Genomic DNA, 17872 nt, shown 5'->3' with positions numbered 1-17872 from the left:
AGTACTGGATGGCATCCGCGCGACGCTCGCCACGCCTGGGGCTGGGGTGTCCGCGCGCACGAAGGTCGGGATCTGGGGGTACTCCGGCCGACCTGGCGGCGGCCGGGCGGCAGATGGACGGTCGCCCGTTCTCCGGCTTGTTCCTCGCGGCCGCGATCGGCGTGACCCGCGAGTACCCCGAGCTGCTCACCATCTTCAATGCCAAGGGCAACCAACAGTGAGGGCCGAGGATGATTCCTCGGCCCCCACTGTCTTGCGTAGCTCAGGTGCGCTGCCGGTAGGCGCGGATCGCCAGCGGCGCGAACACCGCCACCAGTCCGACCATCCAGGCCAGCGTGATCAGCAGCGGCTTCTGCACGTCGCCGCCGAGCATCAGACCGCGCATCGTGTCGACCAGGTACTTCACCGGGTTCACGTTCACGAACGCCTGCAGGAAACCGGGCAGGGTGTCCGTCTGGACGAACACGTTGCTGCCGAAGGTCAGCGGGAACATCACCAGGAAGGCGATGCCCTGCACCCCCTGCGCGGTCCGCAGCTTCAGGCCGAGCCAGACCCAGATCCAGCACAGGGACAGCGCGAAGGCGAGCACGATCAGGCAGGCCAGCAGGCCGTTCCCGACGCCGTTGCCGAACCGGAAGCCGAGCGCGAAGCCCGTGCCCATCAGGATCACGATCGACAGCGTGTACCGGACCGCGTCCCCGAGCACGGCGCCGACCAGCGGCGCGATCCGCGAGATCGGCAGACTCCGGAAGCGGTCGAACACTCCCTTCGCGAAGTCGTCGTTCAGCGCGACGCCGGTGCCCATCGTGGAGAAGACCACCGTCTGCACGAGCAGGCCCGGCAGCAGATAAGGCAGGTAGTCGTGCCAGGTGCCGCCGTTGGCGACGGCGCCACCGAAGACGAAGAGGAACAGCACCAGGAAGATGATCGGCTGGAACGTCACGTCCGCCAGCGCTTCCGGGTTCTGCCGGATCCGCACGATGTTGCGCCAGGCCAGGGTCAGGCTCTGCTGCGCCCAGGCGAACGGCCGGCTCCGGTGGGCCGCGTGCGCGGGTGCTGCTTCAAGCGTTGCGGTGCTCATCGGCCCGCTCCTTCCAGTACTGCGGTGCTCTCTTCTTCGGCCGCGTGTCCGGTCAGGGCGAGGAAGACCTCGTCCAGGCTCGGCAGCCGCAGGGACAGTTCGGTGACGGCGATCCCGGCCTCGTCGAGCCGGCGGACCACCACCGGCATCGAGGATCCGTCGGAGACCGGCACGCTGACGAGTGCGTTGACGACGTCGACGGTCGGCCGCACGCCGACGGACTCGGAGACGATCGCGGCGACCCGCTCGAGGTGCCCCGGCTCGGCCGGACGGACGTCGAGCGACTGCTTGCCGGCCTGGGCCTTCAGCTCGGCTGGACGCCCGGAGGCGACGACCTTGCCCTTGTCGAAGACCATGATCGAGTCGGCCAGCGCGTCGGCCTCCTCCAGGTACTGCGTGGTCAGCAGCACGGTGGTGCCGTCGAGGACCAGGTTGCGCACGGTGTCCCAGACCCCGTTGCGGGCATGGGGATCGAGCCCGGTGGTCGGCTCGTCGAGGTACAGGATGCTCGGGTTGCCGACCAGGCTGGCGGCGAGGTCGAGCCGCCGGCGCATGCCGCCGGAGTACGTCTTGGCGATCCGGTCGCCGGCGTCGGACAGTTCGAACCGCTCGAGCAGTTCGTCCGCCCGGGCCCGGGCCTGCTCGCGGTTGTTGCCGAGCAGGCGGCCGATCATGACCAGGTTGCGGCGGCCGGACATGTCCTCGTCGACGGACGCGTACTGCCCCGTCAGGCCGATGATCTCGCGGACCCGCGGCGCCTCGCGGACCACGTCGTACCCGCCGACGGTCGCGTGGCCGGCATCCGGACGCAGCAGCGTGCCGAGGATGCGGACGGCGGTGGTCTTGCCGGCGCCGTTCGGTCCGAGCACGCCGAGCACGGTGCCGGTCGGCACGCTCAGGTCGACGCCGTCGAGTGCGGTGGTGCTGCCATATTTCTTGACCAGACCCTCGGCCCGGATGGCGAGGTGGTTCGTTGTGGACATCGGTTCCTCCCAGCTGACTGTTACTGGGACTACCGTGCGCCTCACCGCTGACACCGGCCTGGCACTGGACTGAGAGCCCGTGCCAGGCGCTGTCAGCCTGTCTCAGCTCACCTTTGCGAACTCTGCGGTGTCGGCCTTGAGCGGCACGATCTGGTTGGCGCGGAGGGCTTCGTAGATCTCCGGGTTGTAGCGGGCCAGCGTCGCCCGGGCCCGGCGGCGGTACCGCAGGATCTGGACGGTGCCGATCGCCCACAGCACGTACTGGAAGGTCAGCGCCCACTTGAAGTCGGTGAGGGTCTGCGCCGCGCCGCCGGAGGAGACGTCCAGCAGCACGCCGACCATGCCGATACAGATCAGCATGGCGATGAAGCCACCGGTGTTGACCATCCCGTTCGCCGCCCCGAACCGGGTGGTCGGGTTGAAGGTCCGCGCGTAGTCCAGGCCGAGCATCGACCCGGGACCACCGGCGGCCTGGACGACGATCAGCAGGAGCAGGACCGGCATCGGAGCCCGGCCGGGCCAGAGCAGCACGACGGTCCACATGAACGCGGATCCGCCGATCACGGCCAGCACGATCCACGAGCGGTAGAACGGGAAGCGCGCCGCGTACCGGCCGACCAGCGGGCCGTAGAACAGTCCGGCGAGCACTGGCAGGATCAGCATCGCCGCCGCGGTCGTCGGTGCCACGCCCTGCCCCTTTACGAGGAACGGGTAGCCCCAGAGCAGGCCGAACGTGCCGCCGGCGAAGCTGGTGGTGAAGTGCGTCCACAACCCGAGCCGGGTGCCCGGCTCCTTCCACGCCCGCCGCAGGTTCCGCCGTACGTGGGTGAGCGAGTGCTTCGCCCGGTGCAGCGGTTCGTCGTACGGGCTGTCCTTGAGCAGGAAGATCACGGCGAGACCGGTCAGCAGGCTGAGCACGCTCGCGCCGGCGAAGGTGCCGGTCCAGCCGAACGAGTGGAACGCCGCCGCCATCGGCACGGTCGACACGATCGCTCCGACACCGCCGAGCATGCCGGTGGTCTGCGACATCACCGGCTGCCGGAGGGCCGGGAACCAGGACATCACCACCCGGAGCACGCTGATGAACACGAGGGCGTCGCCGACGCCGAGGACCGCCCGGGCCGCGAGGGCTGCCGGGTAGGAGTCGACCAGGCTGAAGGCGGACTGCGCTGCGAAGAGCAGCACCGAGGCAGCGATCAACAGCCGCTTCGAGCCGTACCGGTCCAGCAGGATGCCGACGGGCACCTGCATCGCGGCGTACACGGTCAACTGCACGACGGTGAAGCTCGCCAGCGCCGAGGCGGAGATGTCGAACCGCTCGGCCGCCTGCAGACCGGCGACGCTCATGGAGCCGCGGTGCAGCACGGTGACCAGGTAGGTGAAGACAGCAGTCGCCCACACCGCCCAGGCTCGACGACCGCCCAGGGGGAAGAGGAGTTCGGTCACTGCATGCCCCGCAGATCCGTCGCGGCGACATGGATGTGGTCGATGACGAGGTCGCGGAACCGCTTGGCGCTGTTCCCGCCGAGAGCGTCGATCATCTCCTGGTGCGCGCCGATCGAGCGCTCCATCCGGGCCGGCTGTACTTCGATGCCGGGGACGCCCATCCGGACCTGCCGGTCGCGCAGACTGTTGTAGAGCTTGGCGAGGATCTCGTTGCCGGCGGCACCCACGATCGCCTCGTGGAAGGCCCGGTCGGCCTCCAGGAAGCTCTTGGCGTCGCCCGCCCGGCGGTGCTTGCGCATCTCCTGCACGAGCGGCTCGAGGGTGGCGGCCAGTTGCTTGCGGCGCGGCCACACCTTCGCGGCGGCATGCGTCTCGATCAGCTCGCGCGCCTCCAGGACGTCGTTGACCTCCTGGGCCAGCACCGGCAGGACCAGCGCGCCCTTCTTCGGGTAGAGCTTGACCAGCCCGGACTCTTCCAGCCGCAGCAGCGCCTCGCGGACCGGAGTACGGGAGACACCTACCGCTGTAGCGAGCTCACCTTCGGTGAGCAGTTCGCCGCCGGGGTAGACCCGGTCCAGGATCGCTGCCTTCACATAGGCGTAGACGCGCTCCGCCGCGGGGATCTTCTCGACCCCCGGCTCGGCCGCCGCGACAATCCGAGCGATCTCGGTCGTCTCATCCCCCAGCTCGAACCCCGCCGGCCCCACGTCCTCCGGCGCTGTTTCCGCCGTCCCCACACTCGCCGATTCACCATCGGCCGCCCCGCTATCCACCGCACTCCTCACCTATACCGCACGTATCTTTGTTGTATTTATCCTAGCCACAACAGTTCGAGCGCTCGTTTGTTCCCAGCTCAGAGAAGTTGTCCACAGGCCGGTCCACAGATGTGGGCCGCTGTGGACAGCCGGGTGCGTTGACGGGCTGGTGGGGCGGGATCATTCTGAAGCTGCCGGGGGTGGGCAGCATGGCGATTCTGGTGGTGGGTGGGACCGGGCAGCTGGGCGGGCGCGTGGTCGCGCTGCTGCGGGGGCGGGGCGAGGTCGTGCGGTGTCTGGTCCGCGCCGGGACCGATGACAGCGGGTTGCGGGCAGCCGGCGTGGAGATCGTGCGGGGCGACCTCACCGATCCGATCAGTCTGCCGGGTGCCTGCGCGGGTGTGACTGTGGTGGTCGCGACCGCGACGGTGATCGCCCGCCGGCTCGCCGGAGCGCGTCATCCGACCATGCGCGAGGTCGACGAAGACGGGATGACGGCACTGGTCGATGCCGCCGAGCGGGCCGGGGTCGAGCGGTTCGTCTACGTCTCGTACGCCGGAGCCGGCAAGGGACAAGGGTCTCCGCTGGAGCACGCGAAAGTCGCGGTCGAGCGACGGCTGGCCACCTCGACCATGCGGACGGTGATCGTCCGGCCGGACGCCTTCCAGGAGGTGCACCTCGGTCCCCTGGGGCGCTTCGACCTGGCTGCGCGGAAGGTGTCGATCATCGGCAAGGGCACGAACCCGGTGAGGTGGGTGAGTACGGACGACGTGGCCGCCCTGCTCGCGGCCGTCGCGGTCGAGGCGGACCCGCCGGCGCTGATCGAGTTCGGCGGCCCGGAGGCCCTCAGCCGCAACGAGGCGGCCGACGTCGCCGAGCGAGCCCTCGGCCGGACGATCAAGCGACAGCATCTGGCTCGCGGGGTGGCACGGATCGGACTGGTGGTTTTCAGGCGGTCCAACGACGCGGTGTCCGCGGTGTTCGGCGCCGGGCTCGCCCAGGATCTGATCCGGGTCACCTGGGATGACTCGCCGCTGCGACAGCGTGGCATCACCCCACGCTCTGCCAGCGATTTCATCAAGGCCCAGGCCGCCGCCTTGCGGTGACAGATCAAGTCCCAGGCCCCGCCGCCCTGCGTAGACAGCCGCGCACTCCGGTCGCCGAGGGTGACGGTAGGGACCGTGGGTAGTGACGGCTGCAGGGTTTCCCGTGTGTTGGGGGTTGAACGGCTCCGGGAGGGGCGCGGGGTCCTAGAGTCACGGGCAGCGTTCCCGTCCAGCTCGCGATTCGCCCCCGAGGAGAGAACTTGTCCCGAAGCTCCCGTACCCGCCGGCTCAGTGCCGGCCTCGCCGTGGCGGCTCTAGCCTTCACCGCGACCGGTACCGTCACGGCCGCCCAGGCCGTACCCGTCTCTCCGGCTGGTTCGTCCGCAAGCGCGGCCGAGCCCGGCCCGCTGATGAACTACGTCGTCAACACCCGCGCCGACCACGGCCACGTGAAGAAGGCCGAGAAGGCGATCGCGGCGGCCGGCGGCACCGTCGTGCAGTCCTACGACCAGCTCGGCGTCGTGATCGCCCAGTCGACCAACCCGGACTTCCGCGCCGACGTCCGGGCCGAGAAGAACGGCCGCGACATCCAATCGGTCGGCGCCACCCGGACCGCGCCCGTCAGCGAAGGCCCGGTCGGCACCGCCAAGAAGGCCGCCGCGGCCAAGGGGCTCAACGCGGGCGAGGCCACCCCGGCGCCGGATCCGCGTGAGGTCGACCAGTGGGACATGGTCCAGATCAAGGCGGACCAGGCGCACAAGGTGACCGACGGCTCGCGCCGGATCCTCGTCGGCGTCAACGACAGCGGCGTGGACGACACGCACCCGGACCTGGCGCCGAACTTCGACGCCGAGGACTCGGTGAACTGCGTCAACAACGGCGTGCCGGACACCACCGCCGGCGCCTGGCGGCCGACCACCAGCTCGCACGGCACCCACGTGGCCGGCACGATCGCCGCCGCCCGCAACGGCATCGGCATCGTCGGCGTCGCCCCGGGCGTCCGGATCGCCTCGGTGAAGGTCGTGAACGACGACGGCTTCATCTACCCGGAGTACTCGATCTGCGGGTTCGTCTGGGCCGCCGAGCACCACATGGACGTGACCAACCACAGCTACTTCATCGACCCGTTCGAGTTCTGGTGCAAGGACAACGGCGACCAGGGCGCGGTCCAGGAAGCGGTCCGCCGGGCGGTCGCCTTCGCCACCAAGCGCGGCGTGCTCTCGGTCGCGGCGGCCGGCAACTCGAACTACGACCTGGCCAACAAGACCACGGACAACGGCAGCCCGAACGACACCACCCCGGTGCCGCGGCAGATCAACAACGACTGCCTCGACATGCCGACCGAGCTCCCCGGCGTGATCACGGTGGCCAGCACCACCCAGGCTCGGCTGCGGAGCAGCTTCTCCAACTTCGGCCTGAACAAGATCGACGTCGCGGCCCCGGGCAGCAGCATCCTGTCCACGCTGCCGGGCGGCGGCTACGGCAACATGAGCGGTACGTCGATGGCGTCGCCGCACGTCACAGGGATCGCCGCGCTGATGAAGTCGACCCACCCGTGGTGGGGCCCGCGCGACCTGGAGTCCGCGCTGCGCCGCCAGGCCGACGACACCGCGTGCCCGACCACTCCGGACGCGCGGTGCACCGGCACCACGGCGAACAACGCGTTCTTCGGTGAAGGCATCGCCGACTCCCTCGACGCGGTCAAGCGCTTCTGGTGAGCTAGGCCCTGCGTCGCAGGACTGAGAGAGGGGGTCCCCCGCCCGGGGCCCCCTTTCTCCTATTTACCCAGGGCCCTACTGCGTGCTGATCAGCACGATGCCTGCGACCACGATGGCCGCGGCGATGGCGCGTTTCGGGCCGAACCGCTCGCCGAAGAACAGCGCGCCGATGATCGCCCCGAAGATGATGCTCGTCTCCCGCAGGGCCGCGATCGACGCGAGCGTCCCGCGCTGCTGCGCCCACAGGACCAGCCCGTACGCGACCATCGAGACCAGCCCGCCGCCGAGTCCGGCGTACACGTGGCGTCGCTCCTGGGTCAGGAAGCCCGGCCCGCGCCAGCAGAACACCGCGAGCGGCACGACCAGCCCCTGCAGCATGAAGACCCAGCCCATGTACGTCGCCAGGGGGAGCTTGTGGACGGCGACTCCGTCGACCACCGTGTACGCCGCGATGGTGAGCCCGGTCGCGAAGGCGGCCAGCAGTGCGGGTGTCTGCCGCCGCGAGGGTCGTCCGCCGATGAACACGAGCGCGATCAGCCCGGCCGAGATCAGCAGCACTCCGGCGAGCTCCAGCGGTACGGGCGCCTGGTGCAGCACGACGATCGCGATGACGGCGACCACCCAGGGCGACGTACCGCGGGCCAGTGGGTAGACCTGGCTGAACTGCCCGAGCTGGTACGACGCGAGCAGGCCGCCGTAGTACGCGAGGTGGATCAGCACCGAGGCGACGATGTACGGCCAGGTGTTAGCCGGCGGCAGCCCGGTCACGGAGACGGCGACCAGTCCGCACAGCCCCGACGACAAGCCGAGCAGCGCGAACCCGGCCAGCCGGTCGGGCACCCCGTGGGCCATCGCGTTCCACACGGCGTGCAGAACGGCCGCCCCGAGCACCGCTATCAAGACCGCCACCCCACCACCCTCTCCCGGCAGAGTCCCTCATCACCACTGAGTTAGCCGGCGCCGGACGTGACGAGACCCCGGGTGGATGGATCCGCCCGGGGTCTCGGAGTACAGCTCAGAGCATCGGTACAGCTCAGAACATCAGGGCACGGGCCGGGTCCTCGAGGATCGCGGCGACGTCGGCGAGGAAGGTGGAGCCCTTCTCGCCGTCGATCAGGCGGTGGTCGAAGGACAGCGCGAGCGTGGTGATCCAGCGCGGGACGATCTCGTCATCCACCACCCACGGCTGCTTGCGGACCGCCCCGAAGGCCAGGATCGCGGCCTCGCCCGGGTTGATGATCGGCGTCCCGGCGTCGACCCCGAACACGCCCACATTGGTGATCGTGAACGAACCGCCCGCCTGGTCGGCCGGCTGGGTCTTGCCCTCCCGCGCCACCGCGACCAGGTCGTTCAGGGCGGCGCACAGCTCGGGCAGCGTCATCGCGTCGGCGCCCTTGATGTTCGGCACGATCAGCCCGCGCGGGGTGGCCGCGGCGATGCCGAGGTTCACCGAGTGCTTGAGCACGATCTCCTGGGCCGCCTCGTCCCACGCCGCGTTGATGATCGGCGTACGGCGGGCCGCCAGCGTGACCGCCTTCGCCACGATCAGCAGGGGCGAGACGCGCAGGTCGCGGAACGCCTTGTCGCTCTTCAGCCGCTCGACGAGTTCCATCGTGGCGCTGACGTCGACGGTGATCCACTCGGTGACGTGCGGCGCGGTGAACGCACTGTTCACCATCGCCTGGGCCATCACCTTCTGCACACCCTTGACCGGGATCCGGGTCTCCAGCTGCCCCGCCACCGGAGCGGCAACCGGCGCCGCAACAGCTGCGGGAGCCGCGGCCGGCGCCGAGCCTGCCGCACCCGCCGCGTGCCCTTCGACGTCGGCCCGGGTGATGATCCCGCCCGGCCCGGTCGCGGTCACCGACGCCAGGTCGATGCCCAGATCCTTGGCCAGCTTCCGCACCGGCGGCTTCGCCAGCACGTGCAGCGATCCCCCAGCCTCGTTGCCTTCAGCAACGAGAGCTTGCCGGGCGAGTTGCGCATCGTCTGCCGTCGAGGGCGAGTGGGCGGGCGCACTCTGTGCGGGAGCGACCGGCGCGGGAGCAGCCTCCACGGGAGCCGGTGTGCCCGCGCCCTTGCGGGGGCGGCGCTTGGCTTCGGTGGTCTTCGGGCCGTAGCCGACCAGGACCGCCGTACGGCCGCCGGGGGCGGCGCCCCCGATCTTGCCGGCCTCGATCTCCTCGCCGTCGGAGTCGGGGATCACGGGGATCATGTCCTCGTTGACGGTGCCCTCGCCGACCGGCGGGGCCAGGTCGCCCGGTGCGGCCTCACCCGTCTGCACGGAGATGATCGGCGTACCGACCGGGACCGTCTCGCCCTCGGGCACCAGAAGCTCGGTGACCACGCCGGCGAACGGCACCGGCAGCTCGACCAGCGACTTGGCGGTCTCGATCTCGACGATCGTGTCGTTCAGCTTGACCGTGTCACCGGCCTTGACCTTCCAGCTGACGATCTCTGCCTCGACCAGGCCCTCTCCCACGTCGGGGAGGCGGAACTGCTGGATGCCCATCAGTACTCCATCACGCGGTCGACACCCTCGAGCACCCGGTCCAGGTCGGGCAGGTACTCCTCCTCCATCCGCGAGGGCGGGTAGGGGGTGTCGAACCCGGCGACCCGCAGTACGGGCGCTTCCAGGTGGTAGAAGCACTCCTCGGTGACCCGGGCGGCGAGCTCGGAGCCGGTGCCGAGGGACAGCGGCGCCTCGTGCACGACAACCGCCCGGCGCGTCTTCTTCACCGACTCGAAGATCGTCGCCAGGTCCAGCGGCGCGATCGTGCGCAGGTCGACGACCTCCAGGTTGCGGCCGTCCTCGAGCGCGGCCTCGGCCGCCTGCAGGCAGGTCTTCACCATGGGGCCGTAGCAGAACAGCGTGGCGTCGGTGCCCTCGCGGACCACCTTCGCCTTGTACAGCGGGTACGTCGCGCCCGCGCTCTCGTCCAGCTCCGCCTTCTCGTGGTACCGGCGCTTCGGCTCGAAGAACACCACCGGGTCATCGGAGGCGATCGCCTGCTGGATCATCCAGTACGCGTCGACCGGGTCGCCACAGGCGACCACCTTGAGGCCGGCCACGTGCGCGAACAGCGTCTCCGGGGACTCCGAGTGGTGCTCGACCGCGCCGATGCCGCCGCCGAACGGGATCCGGATCACGATCGGCATCTTCAGCTTGCCCATCGACCGGTAGTGCATCTTGGCGACCTGGTTGATGATCTGGTCGTACGCCGGGAAGACGAACCCGTCGAACTGGATCTCGCAGACCGGGCGGTAGCCGCGCAGCGCGAGGCCGACGGCGGTGCCGATGATGCCGGACTCGGCCAGCGGGGTGTCGATCACCCGGTCCTCGCCGAAGTCCTTCTGCAGACCCTCGGTGACCCGGAAGACGCCGCCGAGCTTGCCGATGTCCTCACCCATGATCAGGACCTTGGGGTCGTTCTCCATCGCTGCGCGCAGGCCCATGTTGATGCCCTTGCCGAGGCTGATCTTCGCCATCTCAGTTTTCCCCTTCGAACGAGGCGGCGTAGGCGGCGTACTGCGCCTTCTGCTCCGCCAGCTGCGGGGTCTGCTCGACGTACGCGTGGTCGAAGAAGTCGGTCAGCGTCGGGTCGGGCATGGACAGGCAGCCCTCCCGCAGCCGGGCCGCGATCCCGTCCGCCTCCGCCTCGATCGCGTCGAAGAAGTCGGAGTCGACACCGGCGGAGCGGGTCAGGTACGCCTTCACCCGCTCGATCGGGTCCTTGAGCTTCCAGTACTCCAGGTCCTCGGACAGCCGGTACTTCGTCGGGTCGTCGGAGGTGGTGTGGGCGCCCATCCGGTAGGTGTAGGCCTCGACCAGCGTCGGGCCGCTGCCCTCGCGGGCCCGCTTCAGCGCCTGCTGGGTGACCGCGTAGGTCGCCAGTACGTCGTTGCCGTCGACGCGGACGCCGGGGAAGCCGAAGCCGGCGGCGCGCTGGTACAGCGGGATCCGGGTCTGCCGGTCGATCGGCTCCGAGATGGCCCACTGGTTGTTCTGGCAGAAGAAGACCACCGGCGCGTTGAAGACGGAGGCGTAGATGAAGGCCTCGTTCACGTCACCCTGGCTGCTGGCGCCGTCGCCGAAGTACGCGATCGTCGCCTCGCCGTCCGTGTCATTGTCAGGGTCGCCGCCGACTGCGCCATCTCGTTGCTGGCCCATCGCGTACCCGGTCGCGTGCAGCGTCTGGGCGCCGATCACGATCGTGTAGAGGTGGAAGTTGTTGTCGCGCGGGTCCCAGGCGCCCTGGTCGACGCCGCGGAACAGGCCGAGCAGGTTGAGCGGGTCGACGCCCTGGCACCAGGCGACGCCGTGCTCGCGGTAGGTCGGGAAGACCATGTCCTTCTTGTTCAGCGCGCGGCCGGAGCCGATCTGCGCGGCCTCCTGGCCGAGCAGGGAGGCCCAGATGCCGAGCTCGCCCTGGCGCTGCAGGGCGGTCGCCTCGGTGTCGATCCGGCGGACCAGGGTCATGTCCCGGTAGAACCCCTTGACCGCCTCGTCGTCGAGGTCGAACGAGTAGTCCGGGTGCTCGACGCGCTCACCTTCGGGCGTCAGCAACTGGACGAACTCGACCTCCTCGGAGGCCTGGGTGGGACTGACGGGCGCCTTCACGGGCGCGAACACTTCCGGGGCAATGCCCGGCACCGACTCACTCACATGCACTCCTCGGGTTCGAGCGCGGGATCGCCGCGACCGCAACGTTGCACGGGTCCCGGCCCAGCCAGCCGGGTGAGGCTTCGCAGGCAGGACCGCGTGGATCCAGGTTGATGCACACCGCTCGGCAGTGAACCTCCTCACTGGTATCACTGCCCATCTTGCCGGACACCGTACCCAGCCGGTTGGTTGATCCGCTAACTGTCTGGACGCGGACTTGTACGCCGGTACCGGGTGGCGTCTCGCGCTGAGACACCAGTCCACTCAGTGGTCAGGTCGAGGCCTGTCCGCACGCCTGAATCCCGCCGATGTGACGCCATCGACGGGATCCGTGCGAGATGTGTCACAGCTGCGTACCGATCAGGGCACCTCCTCGAGCCGTACCAGTTTGAAGTTGGTCCCCTATCGGTCGCCGTCACCGAGCGTGTTCTCACCGTCATGCACAGCGAGCAGGCCGTGCGGGAAGCGAGAACCTAGCGACTGCGTGGTCACCGCCGCGCCGTCACTGTGCTGTACGCCGTCCGCCGCCTTGCCGTCCACGACCTGGAACCCGGCCCGGTACTCCAGGCCCTTCGGCGCGATTCGGTAGGCCGCGAAGGTGGAGTCGCCCTGGCTCGACGCGTACAGAGTCTTGGCGCCGCCGCGGTAGGCGATGGTGAGACCTTCCGCGTCCGCGCTGAGGTGCACCGCCGGGCTCGGTGTGCGGGGTCGGCGCGGGCGGGGTCGCGATGTGCTGCAGTTCCTTGCCGCTGAGGTCGAAGGCGGTCAGGCCGCCGTTCTTCAGCGTGCCGAGGACGTCGCTCGACTCCGATGGCCGGAGGTTGACGTTCAGATGAACCGAGCGGGCCCGGTGGCGGGATCTGCGGGACCCGGTGGCGGGATCTGATCGCCCGGGTGGCCGGAAACCGCTTGTGGGCGCGACCCGGCCGGAGTTAGTGTCAGCATCGTCTGTGCATTACACCCATGACGCAGAGGGGATGATCGATGGCGGCCGCGCCGGTAGCAGTGGTGCCCGAGGCCGGGAGCCGTCCCGCGTCGAGCGCGATGATCTGGTCCGCCCTCGCGGTCGTCTACGTCGTGTGGGGTTCGACCTACCTGGCCATCCGGGTGGTGGTCGAGGCCGAGATCCCGCCGATGCTCGGGATGGCCGCCCGCTTCCTGGTCGCCGCGCTGCTGCTCGCCGGGTTCCTGGCGCTGAGGTCGGGCGTCAGCCGGCTGCGGGTCAGCCGGCGCGAACTGCTCGGCGCCGGCGTGGTCGGACTGCTCTTGCTTGCCTTCGGCAACGGAGCGGTGGCGATCGCCGAACAGACCGTGCCGTCGGGACTGGCCGCGCTGCTGATCGCCGCGGTACCGCTGTGGCTGATGCTGCTCCGGGTCGGCGGCGGTGAACGTCCGCGCCCGCTGACCTGGCTCGGAGTACTGATCGGGTTCGGCGGGGCGGCTCTGCTCGCGCTGTCCGGCGGCGATACCAGCGCGAAGCCGTGGTCGGTCGCGATCCTGGTGCTCGGCACGATCAGCTGGGCGGTCGGCTCGCGCTTCTCGCCGCGCCTCGGTCTGCCGAAGGACCCGCTGGTGGCCACCCTGTACGAGATGGCGATCGGGGGTACCGCGATGGTCCTGATCGGCGTACTGCGGGGCGAGCCCGGGCGGCTCCACCTCGGCGCGATCGACACGAAGGGCTGGATCGCGCTGGCCTACCTGGTCGCCTTCGGCTCGCTGCTCGCGTACTCCGCCTACTCCTACCTGCTGGCGAACGCCCCGATCTCGCTGATCGGCACCTACGCCTACGTGAACCCGGTGGTCGCCGTCTTCCTCGGCTGGCTGATCCTCGACGAGCGGGTCACCGCCGAGATCCTCCTCGGCGGCGCGGTCGTCGTCCTCGGCGTGGCCCTGGTGGTCAGCGCCGAACGCCGCCGTACGTCGTAGTCGCGCGGGCCTGGAAAAGGAAGAACCCCGGGCTCCCATGGGGCGCCCGGGGCTCCCACCGCTGCCGATGCGCGCGGCAGCGGGTCTGTGTGCCGGGCCGGCGCCGCGACCCGAAAAGCACGGCGCGCGAAACTACGGCAATGATGCGTGACAATCCGTTTCATCATGGTAATGCCATTCCGGCGGCCACCGAGCCCGCCGAAATGTGACCACCGAATCAGCAGCCGTGCGTCACCCGCGATCAGACAACGACGAAGTCGCGGATCGGTTACGGGCCATTAGCAATGAACTCCACAGGCCCGATCGGCGGCAAGTTGCCTGGTCAGGAACAGAAACCTGTCGCGGAAGCGAACCCATCACCTGATCATTATGGCCGGCCACGGGATTCCTGCCTGAACGAAAAAAGTGCCGAAGAAATTTGTAACCCACCCCAGTAGGCGTCGTTACCCACTAAGACGAATCCGTCAAACCCGAAAGGAAACCTCGCATAATGCAGGTAACACGCAAGATCGCCGCTGCAGCGGCTGTGGCGACCGTTGCCACGCTGGGCCTGGCCACCGTCGTCAGCGCGAACATGGTCGACGACACCAAGGCCACCAGCGGCCTTGCTGACGCCGCCTCGCTGGCCAGCAAGGGCTACGGCCAGGGTGGCAAGCACTGGTCCTGGGTCAAGGACGACGGCAGCCTCGTTGCCATCGACGGCAACAACGTCGGTCCGTTCCAGGCCTGCCACAACTTCGTCCCGGTGAACGGCGTCGGCGGCAACGTGCCCGTCACGGACATCGTCGGCATCGTTGGGCTGTTCAACGACGGCAACAGCGCGACTGCCGTCAAGACCTGCGAGCAGGACTCGAAGCAGGCCAACGGCTCGAAGTGGTACCGCGTCGGCGACGACGGCCTGGTGTCGGTCAGCCGCAACAACGTGGGCCCGTTCCAGGTCTGCCACAACGAGGTCCCGGTGAACGGTGTCGGCGGCAACGTGCCGATCAGCGACCTGTCCGGCATCCTGGGCATCGGCAACGACGGCAACAGCACCGACCTGCTGAAGACCTGCGAGCAGGACTCCTCGCAGAACAACTGACCCCTCCCTGGTCAGTGATGCAGGACACCGGACTGATCGCCTCGGTGGGGCGATTGAACCGGTAGCACCACCTTGAAGCGGCATCGGGACGTAAGCCTCACTCCTTCCCGGTGCCGCTTCTCTTGCAGCCGGTTCGCCCGGCCCCTGTCCCAGCACGGGCCGGGCGAACTCATGTCCGGGTCCGCTCACGCACTAGGGCTCAGGCGGGGAGATCGCGGAGGTCCAGGACTGCGCCGTTGTCGAGGGGGCGGTCGAGGAGGGACCAGATGCCTCGGGCTGCTTGCTCGGGGGTGACGAGAGTGCCGGTGCGCTTGAGCTCGCGGAAGCGTTCGACGGCCGGGAACGCCTGCTCGTCCACTGCGCGGATGTCGTCCTGCATCGCCGTGTCGACCACCCCGGGCGCCACCGCGATCACCCGGCAAACTCGCTCGCCGGACTCGGACTTGAGGGCCTGCTCGGCGCCGGCCGTGCGGACCCAGTGTTCGAGCGCGGCCTTGCCGGCGTTGTAGTGGGACCAGCCCGGGTACGCCGTCTTCGCGGCGCCGGACGACAGCATCACCAGATGCCGCTCGCAGTCGAGCCCGGCGGTCGCTCGGAGGAAGGCCCGGCCGAGGACTTGCGGCGCCGCGGAGTTCAGGAGCACTGCCCGCGTGTAAGCCTCGCTGTCCGCTGACTCGGCCGGCCCGATCGGCACGATCGTCCCGGCGTTGTGCACAAAGACGATCCGCTCGCCGTGGAAGCCCGCCGCCTCAGCCGCGAAGTGCTCCTCCACTCGCGCCCACTCACCGGGGTCAGCAAGATCCACCTTGAAGTGCTCGACCGTCCCACCCCGCCGCGACAGATCGATCACCCGAGCCCCGGCAAACGGCATCCCCGCCGCCAACGCAGCCCCGATCCCACCCGAAGCCCCCGAGATCCACACCAGATCACTCACAAGCCACTCCCTCCATCCACCCCACCCTCGCACGCACCGACCTCGGCGCGCGGACGGGCGGGCTGTGCAGGCGGGTGCTCTGGGTGCGCTTGAGGTGGGTTACTCGGGGTTGCGGCCCTGGTGCCAGGCGCAGGCTACTTCGAGGAAGAGGTTGTTGGCTTCGGGTTCGCCGATGGTTACCCGGGCACCGTCGCCGGGGAAGGGGCGGACGGAGACTCCTTCGGCCTGGACCGCTTCGGCGAACGCGACTGTGTCCTCGCCGAGTGGCATCCAGACGAAGTTGGCGTGGGTCTCGGGGACGTCCCAGCCGGCCCCGCGGAGTTCGCCGAGGACACGGGTGCGCTCGGTCACCAGGTCGTCGACCCGCGCGAGCAGCTCGTCCTCGGCCTGCAGCGAGGCGATCGCCGCCGCCTGGGCGACCTCGCTGACGCCGAACGGCAACGCGCACTTGCGGATCGCGACGATCACCGGCGGATGCCCGATCGCGTAGCCGACCCGGAAGCCCGCCAGGCCGTACGCCTTCGAGAAGGTCCGCAGCACCACCACGTTCGGCCGGTCCCGGTAGATCTCCGTACCGTCGATCGCCTCCGGCTCGCGGATGAACTCGCGGTACGCCTCATCCACGACGACGAGAACGTTGCGCGGTACGACGTCGAGGAACGCCAGCAGCTCGTCCCGGCGTACCACCGGGCCAGTCGGGTTGTTCGGCGTACAGACGAGGACTACGCGGGTCCGGTCGGTCAGTGCGGCTTCCATCGCCTTGAAGTCGTGCCGGGCGTCCTCGGTCAGCGGCACCTGCACCGAGGTCGCGCCGGTCAGCTGGACCGCGATCGGGTAGGCCTCGAAGGAGCGCCACGCGTAGACGACCTCGTCACCTTCGGCGCAGGCGGCCTGCAGCAGGTGGTAGAGCACGGCCACCGAACCGGTGCCGAGTGCGAGGTGGTCCACCGGCACGTCGAACCGCTCGGACAGCGCCTCGAGCAGGTCGAGCGCGCCCATGTCCGGGTAGCGGTTCATGTTCCCCGCGGCCTCGGTCGCGGCAGCCAGTACCCCGGGCAGCGGCGGGTACGGGTTCTCGTTGCTGGACAACTTGTACGTCGGCCGGCCGTCGGTGCGCTCCGGGGGCTTGCCCGGCTTGTAGGCCGCGACATCATCCAGCACGGAACGGAAGCGGACCTCATCGTCAGGGGTCATGCCCGCAGGCTAGCCCCTCCCCCGCCACCGTAGAACCCCGCCGAACAGCGGTGGACAATTTGTCCATCAGGCCCTACCCGAGCGGGTTACCCAGCCACCAAATCAGCCAGATACCCGTCCATTCGTCCACCCTTCCCAGCCCACGCTGACCACACGCGTGGATCAGGACGGTGGGGTGGCGATCGCTTCGAGGAGGGACTCCTCGGCGCCTGCGAGGTGGCGGCGGAGTTCCTCGACGCATTCGTCCAGGTCGCCCTTCTCGAGCAGGCGGACGAGCTTGCGGTGGGAGGCGACCTGCTGCTTGGCATCCTGGCGGAGCGCGTCGACCCGGGCGAGCGCGAGCCTGGCCTCGCCGGTGATCGAGTCGGCGGTCGCGGTCAGCCGCTCGCTGCCGGTCAGGGCGACGAAGCTGCGGTGGATCGCCAGATGCGTCTCCGTCATCGCCTCTGGGTCGGCGCCTTCCTTGGCGGTGGCGGCGAAGGTGCGCATCGCCGCGCGGACCCGCTCCCGGGCGACCTCGTCGGCGTCGAACCAGGCCCGGATGCCGGCCGACTCGAGCACGAAGCGCGCGCGGCAGATGTCCGCCACCGCGGCCGGGTGCAGGATCGCGACGCTGACGCCCTTGTTCGGCTCGCGGACGGCGAGTCCCTCGGTGACCAGCATCGTCATCGCCTCGCGGACCGTACTGCGCGCCACGCCGAGCGCCTCGGCCAGCGGCTGCTCGCGCAACGGTGTGCCCGGTTCGAGGTCGCCCGCGAAGAGGGCGGCCCGGAGCGCGTCCACGACCCGGTCCACCGTGGTCGAGCGGTCCACCCGCAGCCGTTCGTACATGGGGAGATTCTCGTTCAGTCGGGGTCCGTTGTCGCGCGTGGCCCGGTTGCCGCGCGGCGTGAGCGGCAACCTGACGCCTCCGCCACCCCACCACCCCGGTCGACCTGTGGATAACCAGCGACATGATGAGCCGGTTTTCCGGCAGTCTGTACCGAGACGTCAGCGGCCGCCCTCTCCCCCCACCGCGGGAGAGCCGCCGACCGAACGAGGAGGA

17 protein-coding genes are annotated in these 17872 nt (G+C 69.5%); 5 read left to right on the top strand and 12 right to left on the bottom strand.

Annotated elements, in window-relative coordinates; all coding sequences use genetic code 11:
- Positions 1 to 8 precede the first annotated feature (8 nt).
- Positions 9 to 221, top strand: coding sequence for a lipase family protein (locus EV648_RS20320; protein WP_132293803.1), 213 nt, complete (start codon positions 9 to 11; stop codon positions 219 to 221).
- Positions 222 to 262: 41 nt separating this feature from the next.
- On the opposite strand, the gene EV648_RS20315 is transcribed toward EV648_RS20320, so the two are convergent.
- From EV648_RS20315 to EV648_RS20300, 4 genes are all read right to left on the bottom strand, one after another.
- Positions 263 to 1081, bottom strand: coding sequence for an ABC transporter permease (locus tag EV648_RS20315; RefSeq protein WP_132293800.1), 819 nt, complete (start codon positions 1079 to 1081; stop codon positions 263 to 265).
- On the bottom strand, positions 1078 to 2064 hold the full coding sequence (locus EV648_RS20310; RefSeq protein ID WP_132293797.1) for an ATP-binding cassette domain-containing protein: 987 nt from the start codon (positions 2062 to 2064) through the stop codon (positions 1078 to 1080). The genes EV648_RS20315 and EV648_RS20310 overlap by 4 nt, the downstream gene beginning before the upstream one ends.
- A gap of 102 nt (positions 2065 to 2166) precedes the next feature.
- Positions 2167 to 3510 carry a nitrate/nitrite transporter gene (locus tag EV648_RS20305; protein WP_132293794.1) on the bottom strand — a complete coding sequence of 448 codons (1344 nt, stop codon included), beginning with the start codon at positions 3508 to 3510 and terminating at the stop codon, positions 2167 to 2169.
- Positions 3507 to 4283 (bottom strand): GntR family transcriptional regulator, encoded by a 777-nt coding sequence (locus EV648_RS20300; protein ID WP_241995400.1) that lies wholly within the window; start codon positions 4281 to 4283, stop codon positions 3507 to 3509. Before EV648_RS20300 ends, EV648_RS20305 begins: the two co-directional genes overlap by 4 nt.
- Before the next feature lie 191 nt (positions 4284 to 4474).
- Between EV648_RS20300 and EV648_RS20295 the strand changes: the two genes are divergently transcribed.
- Both EV648_RS20295 and EV648_RS20290 read left to right on the top strand, forming a co-directional pair.
- Entirely contained in the window at positions 4475 to 5371 is an 897-nt protein-coding gene (locus tag EV648_RS20295; protein ID WP_132293791.1) for an SDR family oxidoreductase, read from the top strand.
- 200 nt (positions 5372 to 5571) lie between these two features.
- Positions 5572 to 7029, top strand: coding sequence for a S8 family serine peptidase (locus EV648_RS20290; protein WP_132293788.1), 1458 nt, complete (start codon positions 5572 to 5574; stop codon positions 7027 to 7029).
- Positions 7030 to 7104: 75 nt separating this feature from the next.
- Here the strand turns inward: EV648_RS20290 and EV648_RS20285 are convergent, their stop codons facing one another.
- The 5 genes from EV648_RS20285 to EV648_RS20265 form a co-directional block, all read right to left on the bottom strand.
- Positions 7105 to 7938, bottom strand: a complete 834-nt coding sequence (locus EV648_RS20285; protein WP_199234710.1) for a DMT family transporter — start codon at positions 7936 to 7938, stop codon at positions 7105 to 7107.
- 124 nt (positions 7939 to 8062) lie between these two features.
- On the bottom strand, positions 8063 to 9541 hold the full coding sequence (locus EV648_RS20280) for a dihydrolipoamide acetyltransferase family protein (RefSeq protein WP_132293785.1): 1479 nt from the start codon (positions 9539 to 9541) through the stop codon (positions 8063 to 8065).
- A complete protein-coding gene (locus EV648_RS20275) occupies positions 9541 to 10518 on the bottom strand; it encodes an alpha-ketoacid dehydrogenase subunit beta (RefSeq protein ID WP_132191647.1) in 978 nt (325 codons plus the stop codon). Before EV648_RS20275 ends, EV648_RS20280 begins: the two co-directional genes overlap by 1 nt.
- Position 10519: 1 nt before the next feature.
- Positions 10520 to 11695, bottom strand: a complete 1176-nt coding sequence (gene pdhA / locus EV648_RS20270; RefSeq protein WP_132293782.1) for a pyruvate dehydrogenase (acetyl-transferring) E1 component subunit alpha — start codon at positions 11693 to 11695, stop codon at positions 10520 to 10522.
- 399 nt (positions 11696 to 12094) lie between these two features.
- Positions 12095 to 12379: a phytase gene (locus EV648_RS20265; protein ID WP_241995398.1), complete on the bottom strand. Its 285-nt coding sequence runs from the start codon at positions 12377 to 12379 to the stop codon at positions 12095 to 12097.
- A 297-nt stretch (positions 12380 to 12676) separates the two neighbouring features.
- Here EV648_RS20265 and EV648_RS20260 point away from each other — a divergent pair, with 297 nt between their 5' ends.
- On the top strand, positions 12677 to 13618 hold the full coding sequence (locus tag EV648_RS20260; protein WP_132293779.1) for an EamA family transporter: 942 nt from the start codon (positions 12677 to 12679) through the stop codon (positions 13616 to 13618).
- 490 nt (positions 13619 to 14108) lie between these two features.
- Positions 14109 to 14699 (top strand): hypothetical protein, encoded by a 591-nt coding sequence (locus tag EV648_RS20255; RefSeq protein WP_132191651.1) that lies wholly within the window; start codon positions 14109 to 14111, stop codon positions 14697 to 14699.
- Between the two features lie 199 nt (positions 14700 to 14898).
- Here the strand turns inward: EV648_RS20255 and EV648_RS20250 are convergent, their stop codons facing one another.
- The 3 genes from EV648_RS20250 to EV648_RS20240 form a co-directional block, all read right to left on the bottom strand.
- Positions 14899 to 15633, bottom strand: a complete 735-nt coding sequence (locus EV648_RS20250) for an SDR family NAD(P)-dependent oxidoreductase (protein ID WP_158294027.1) — start codon at positions 15631 to 15633, stop codon at positions 14899 to 14901.
- 99 nt (positions 15634 to 15732) lie between these two features.
- Positions 15733 to 16827: a histidinol-phosphate transaminase gene (hisC, locus tag EV648_RS20245; RefSeq protein ID WP_132293773.1), complete on the bottom strand. Its 1095-nt coding sequence runs from the start codon at positions 16825 to 16827 to the stop codon at positions 15733 to 15735.
- A 162-nt stretch (positions 16828 to 16989) separates the two neighbouring features.
- A complete protein-coding gene (locus EV648_RS20240) occupies positions 16990 to 17658 on the bottom strand; it encodes a GntR family transcriptional regulator (protein WP_132293770.1) in 669 nt (222 codons plus the stop codon).
- Between the last annotated feature and the right edge of the window lie 214 nt (positions 17659 to 17872).

Origin of the sequence: Kribbella sp. VKM Ac-2568 (assembly GCF_004345365.1) — a bacterium.
Classification (GTDB): Bacteria; Actinomycetota; Actinomycetes; order Propionibacteriales; family Kribbellaceae; genus Kribbella; species Kribbella orskensis.
This window is presented reverse-complemented; position numbering and strand designations above follow the sequence as displayed.